The organism is Ectobacillus sp., from assembly GCF_056992975.1.
This window is the reverse complement of record NZ_JBXKMX010000288.1, coordinates 1-4,347: the sequence shown is the minus strand read 5'-3', so window position 1 is coordinate 4,347 and position 4,347 is coordinate 1. Positions and strand designations below refer to the sequence as shown.

The following is a 4,347-nucleotide window of genomic DNA, read 5'->3' as shown; positions in this document are numbered from 1 at the left end:
TTGAATGGTTTCCCATCCACTTGATATTTTCCTGGCGAGACCATTGGGAGAGTAAAAATATTTCGCCCCATTTCCATGTCTAACGAATACATCGTAATGGTAAGCCCTTCTATATTCGTAACCGGCTGTCCATGCTGATCGGTAATATCTATTTCAAATGTATTCGGTCCTACTGCATTCGGGCTAATATGCATAGCAACTTCATATATACTTACCTGCTTTGTTTCATTAAACGGAACTGGAACTGGTAAAGGAGGCGTTGCTACATTTGTCAAAATAGCAGCTGCGATGAGTACAGCAATCCCGATACCGAATTCTACTTGAACGGATACACCTAATTCTTTCTCTTTGCGCAGCTTTCGTTTCACGATATGAACAATGCCAAGTATACCCATTCCTACAAATAGAATAATTTTCGCTAGCAAGATAAGCCCATAACTTGTCTGAAAGATGGAACGCAAGTCCGGAATATATAAAGTAATGGAAAAAATTCCAGTAAATAAAATCGTTATGGTAGCTGTCATCGCCCATGGAGAAAACCGTTCAATTGTATCCCAGTATAAAGACCAATCTCGTTTTCCTTCTTGCTTTTTCGATAGTAAGAAAACAATGGCAGCTACTGAACCCACCCAGATAGAAGCCGCACACAAATGAAGAACATCTATTACAACTGCAATATCTCGATAAGTCGAACTGGCGGCATGCCCCATTAATGCTTTCGTCACAAATAGTCCGATTAGTAACAAAACTGGAAATAGCCACGCTTTTAAAGACGACCATGCGCCGTATGTAAGGGCGAGCCAAGATGCAATCACAAGTACTACAAGCAAGATTATTTGTGAAATCCATACATATCCGAAGGTTGGAACGGAAAGTACCTCCACCCATAAAGAAGGTTGAAACGCTTGGGACCACGGTACATTTCCATATAATTTCGCCTGAAGTGGAAGATTCCAAAGCAAACTGCAAGCAATCAACAGAAGAGAAAGAAGGATCATCGTTTTACTTCTCGTTTTTATAATACTTGAGCTTTCTCCTTTATAAAAAACGAGATGAAACAGAATGACACCCAGAAAAAGTGAAAATCCTGTATATAAAAGTCCTCGATTTATAATCATATCTGCCTGTGGTACATATCCTGTCGTACTTTGCATCGAATGAATTCCAGTTTCTGCGCCAATTTGAAAGGGAATCGTTCCTTCGACGGGATGACCATCTGCCGAAACTGCCTTCCACTGAATCGTGTAGGCTCCGTTCGAAAGTTGCTCTTTCAATTTCGTTTGAATCCGTTTTGGATTATTTTTATCAAAACTCGACTCATTTGTATCTACACGTATCCCTTTTGAATCTACAACAAAAAACGAATCGAATTTCGGTTCAATCTCTTCGTCGAATTCTACCGTTACGACAGATGGTGCTTTCGCTAATGTTTCATTTTCTGAAGGCGATGATGCAATAATATTTGCATGAGCAAAAGTGAAGGTCGGAACTACGCCTATGCTTACATACAAAAGGAGCAATACCACTATTACTTTTCGTATATTTTTCATAATTTCATCCTTTTGATAGAATAGTCATTGTTTTTTATAATGGCAGACTTATATAACTTCTATTTATAGTAGCATAGTTATGGCTTTGATAAAAAAATAAAAGTATTGGTAGATTCCAATACTTTTTTGAGTAAAATCGCTTTATAAGCTAGTATATTTGTTATCATGCTTAATATTCGTTACGAGGAATCACATGTAACCGTTGGAGTAAGTGTATAACATGATCCCGAATTTCTTCACGAACATCTCTTAGTTTATCAAGATCACATTCATCTGTTTCATAAGATACAGGATTTTTAATATTCCACTGAAAGCTTCGAATGCCAAATGGAATAGCTGGACATTTTTCATTTACTTCTTCACATAATGTCACAACAACGGTAGACCGTAGTAAAATTTTCATATCGATTTCGTTTACTGTCTCCTTAGAAATATCAATACCGAGTTCTTTCATTGTCGCAATCGTTTGTGAATGGATCCTACTTGGCATTGTTCCCGCGCTATACACCTCTACTTTTTGGTTCCCATAATATTTTGCAAATGCAGCTGCAATTTGACTACGACAGCTGTTTTGCTCACAAAGAAAATAAATAATAGGTTTCTGTACCATAATTCCTCCAAATGCCTTTTCTAATGATGTCAGTTTCTTGTTATAGTAATAGAGTAAAACACCCATTTTTCAATGGTAGCATAGTCATATGGTTATATAAATAAGGAATTGTTTTTGTGGCTTGGATTATGATTGTTTTAAAGTTTATTTTTTTATTATTCTTTGAATTGAGATAAATTTATGATATAATCACAGAAAATTTACAATTATTCAAATTCAAAGAAGGGAACAAGTACACGATTCCATCTGTTCAAAGAGAGTTGGTGTGTTGCTGCGAGCCAATGTTCAGACCATCTGTGGAAATCATCTCTAAGAAGTATAGCTGAAGGAAGAAGTAAGCTATATCGGCATTCTACCGTTAACAAGAATCTGTATTGTTGGATACAGGATAAGGTGTTGCAATCGATTAATTAATGATTGTAAAACTAGGGTGGTAACGCGGGTATTAAAACTCGTCCCTTTTATGGGACGAGTTTTTTTATTTATCAATAAAAAAATATATAAAAAGGTGGGGAATGGAGATTGAAAGTATTAGAAAAAATCAGTACATTTGCTGGGAAAACATTCACGCTCTGGGTATTACTATTTTCTCTTATTGCTTACTTACATCCACAATATTTTAAGTGGATTGGCCCTTATGTTGTTATTCTATTAGGAATTGTCATGTTTGGAATGGGACTTACTTTATCGCTTGATAGTATTAAGGAAGTATTTCGTAGACCGAAAGATGTTTTACTAGGCGTAGTTGGACACTACGTGTTAATGCCTGGATTGGCATTTCTATTAGCCTTTGGATTAGGATTGCCAAAGGAAATTGCAGTTGGTGTCATTTTAGTTGGCTGCTGTCCGAGCGGTACTGCTTCTAACGTTATGGTATTTCTTGGAAAAGGAGACGTCGCACTTGCGGTCGCGATCGCATCTGTTTCTACACTACTAGCACCAATCGTAACACCATTATTGATTTTACTACTTGCAAGTAAGTGGGTAGCCATTAGCTTTAGTGGATTGTTTATAAATATTATTCAAGTTGTCATCGTCCCATTAGCACTTGGACTCATTATTAAACGGTTCTTCGGAAAAAAAGCTGAAACTAGTACGAAGGTATTACCTCTCGTATCCGTTATCGCAATTGTACTTATTATTGCCGGAGTAGTTGCTGGAAGCCAAGCACAACTCGCAAAATATGGCCTATCTATTCTAGGTGTAGTGGCACTTCATAATATTCTTGGCTTTTTGTTTGGATTTTTCTTCGCTCGTTTGTTTGGCATGGATGTATCAAAGCAAAAAGCGGTTGCACTCGAAGTTGGAATGCAAAACTCAGGTCTAGGAGTTACACTAGCCATGGCAAATTTCTCACCTTTGGCAGCTGTACCAAGTGCCATGTTTAGTGTATGGCATAATATCTCAGGTTCCATCCTTGCTACCATTTTCAGAAGAATGAAAGATGAGAAGACAGCATTCAAGGAAGAGAAATTGGCTTAAAAAATTCACTTACTGATTGGGCACAAGAGATGACTTCGGTATATTAGAATGAGGCACTGAAAAAGTCATTCAGTGCCTCTTTTTATAGAGACAAATACTAGTATGTAAGAGAGTAATACCTTTTTCAATGTTCTCGTAATAACCGAAGTCATCTTATCTACCTTATTGAATTTATTCCGAACCGATTGCTTGGCTTTTTCAATCCTAGATGTTCACGTAATGTGCTTCCTTCATAATCGAGCCGGAAAAGTCCCCGTTCTTGTAGAATTGGTATTACCTTATCTACAAAATCTTCTAAACCATGTGGAAGAAGCGGAGCAATTAGCATGAATCCATCTGCCGCTCTCTCCAAAAACCACTTTTCCAATTGATCAGCGATTTGTTCAGGCGTGCCTACCCAATCCCTTCTCGCACTTCCTTCCAACAAGTTGTAAAGCTCTCTAAGTGTAGGGTTTTCTTTATCAATTACCGAAAGCATTCGTTCAAAATGACTTTGTATCCCGTTCTCATGAGGAAAATGGACCTCTCTAGCAGGCGTATCAAGGGTATATTGACTAAAGTCTACTTTCCCTAAATATCCTGACAAGAAGCGCAAGCCTTGTTCTGGTATAAGTAAATCTTGCAATTGTTGATATTTTTCCTCTGCTTCTTCTTCGGTATCGCCAATGATGGGCGAAATACCTTGGAGAATGTGCAACTCGCTTT

General features: G+C 37.6%; 4 protein-coding genes and 1 other annotated feature. Of the genes, 1 reads left to right on the top strand and 3 read right to left on the bottom strand.

The annotated features are described in order from the left end of the window. Together AC11ZT_RS13145 and AC11ZT_RS13140 are read right to left on the bottom strand one after the other, a co-directional pair. The coding region (locus AC11ZT_RS13145) for a copper resistance CopC/CopD family protein (protein ID WP_484060034.1) at positions 1-1,550 on the bottom strand (1,550 nt) is incomplete at its 3' end. Between the two features lie 169 nt (positions 1,551-1,719). After that, entirely contained in the window at positions 1,720-2,160 is a 441-nt protein-coding gene (locus AC11ZT_RS13140; RefSeq protein ID WP_484060033.1) for an arsenate reductase ArsC, read from the bottom strand. Between the two features lie 210 nt (positions 2,161-2,370). Continuing rightward, positions 2,371-2,623 (top strand) — a binding site (T-box leader). 59 nt (positions 2,624-2,682) lie between these two features. Here AC11ZT_RS13140 and AC11ZT_RS13135 point away from each other — a divergent pair. Then, positions 2,683-3,642: a bile acid:sodium symporter family protein gene (locus AC11ZT_RS13135; protein WP_484060032.1), complete on the top strand. Its 960-nt coding sequence runs from the start codon at positions 2,683-2,685 to the stop codon at positions 3,640-3,642. Positions 3,643-3,799: 157 nt separating this feature from the next. Here the strand turns inward: AC11ZT_RS13135 and AC11ZT_RS13130 are convergent. Continuing rightward, positions 3,800-4,347: LLM class oxidoreductase (locus AC11ZT_RS13130; RefSeq protein ID WP_484060031.1), on the bottom strand; the 548-nt coding region annotated here is incomplete at its 5' end.